The sequence below is a fragment of the Micromonospora sp. NPDC006431 genome (genome assembly GCF_042870725.1).
GTDB lineage: Bacteria > Actinomycetota > Actinomycetes > Mycobacteriales > Micromonosporaceae > Micromonospora.
Genome location: NZ_JBIAHQ010000076.1, coordinates 1 through 1,597 on the forward strand (window position 1 = coordinate 1; position 1,597 = coordinate 1,597).

The 1,597-nt window shown below is 70.1% G+C and carries 1 protein-coding gene; it reads right to left on the bottom strand.

Annotated features, from left to right (window positions below; translation table 11 throughout):
• Positions 1-11: 11 nt before the first annotated feature.
• Positions 12-1,484 (bottom strand): NF041680 family putative transposase, encoded by a 1,473-nt coding sequence (locus ACFYM6_RS36115; RefSeq protein WP_387282029.1) that lies wholly within the window; start codon positions 1,482-1,484, stop codon positions 12-14.
• Positions 1,485-1,597: the final 113 nt, after the last annotated feature.

Here is a 1,597-nt window from a genome sequence, read left to right on the forward strand (position 1 = left end):
TAGCTTGATCTTTAACCTGTGCGGCGTGGCCTCGGGTTATTCGAAGTCTTCGTTTTCTTCGTGCCAGCTTTCGGCTTTGTGCTGGTAGCGGCGGTGACGATGTGGACGTCGTGGCGGGCGGCTCGGTGGCGGTTGTGTAGTCCGGGTGGTCGGCCGGGTCCTGGCCGGGAGGGTTTCGGCGCGCGGGCGGGGTTGCCGGCTTTGCTGCGCAGGTGCCGAAACCCTCGCCGGACGCGGGCGGGCGTGAGTCGTTCGGGTGGTGCGGGGCGTTCCCAGGGCCGACGCAGGTCGCCGACGGCGCCTCGGGCGAGGCGTAGCTGGGTGTAGGCGGTCAACACGAGCCAGGTCCAGCGGTCGGCGGCGTGCGGGTCTCGCAGTTTCGGGCTGGTCCAGCCGAGGGTCTGTTTGAGCATGCGGAAGGTGTGCTCGATGTCGAAGCGGCGCAGGAACGCCTGCCAGAGCAGGTCAACCTCGGCGGTGGTGGCGGCGGGTTGGGACCACCAGAGCCAGACGGGTTTCGCGGTGGACCCTGATGGCAGCCGGTCGACGGTCAGCAGGATCACGGTGCCTTCGATGATCGGCAGCGGGCCGTGTTGGGCGGTCCAGGCGGTGCGGTGGGTCAGCCTGGGGTGCAGCCGGTGCCAGGCTCGCGCGGTCGCGGTGCCGTAGAGGCGGGTGTCGGTGGTCGTGGCGACGTCCGGGTCGCTCCAGCTGCCCGGGTCACCGAAGATGAACTCGCCGCCATGCCTTCGTGGGCGGCCGGTGGTGGCAGGCAGCCGGGGCGGCGCGGGCCGGCGCAGCACCCGGTCGGAACGCATCCGCACCAGAACCTGCACCGGCAGGTCGGCCAGCAGGAACGCCAGCCGGGGCCCGTCGTATCCGGCGTCCGCGACGATCCACATGTCCGGATCACCAGGCCGCCACTGCGCGGCAGCGATCAGCCGCTGCACCACGTCCCGCAACTGGCCGGCGGTGACCGTGGCAGCGTCGTCGCCGGGCGCCAAACGGCGGGCGTCCAACGGCGCGGTCCACGAGGTGCGCCCGGCCTCCAAGGCGGTGACGAACGAGTACGGCCAGCCCGGAACCCCGATGTGGGTGTCCTTGCCGCGCCCGTAGGTGTGGCACAGCACCCGTTCCGGGCAGGTGTGCGCCTCCGGCCGCAGCCAGCAGGTCACGTCCACCGCCAGGACGATCCGCCCGTCCGCGGCCCGCGGCAGCGGCACCGCCGCCACCGCGGTCCGCAGCCGCGCGATGTCGATCCGGCCGCGGTTCAACGCCGCGTACAGCGAGCCGTGACCGCGGCGGTGCTCACCCACCAGCGACAACTCCACCAGCGACCGCACCGGCGCGTCACCGCACAACAACGCGTCGGCCAGCTCGAACAACGCATCCCCGCGAGCGGTCAGACAACCATGGAACTCACGCCGGAACGCGGCCAGCCGCCCGACCTCATCGGTCGACCTGGCATCGTGCACACTGATCACCAGACAGCCCTTGGTTTGCGATCTTCTTCCCTAGACAAGAGGAATGATCGATCAAGGGCTGTCCTCATGATCAGCCGGGGTCGATGCCGCCGCCCAACAGGTTAAAGATCAAG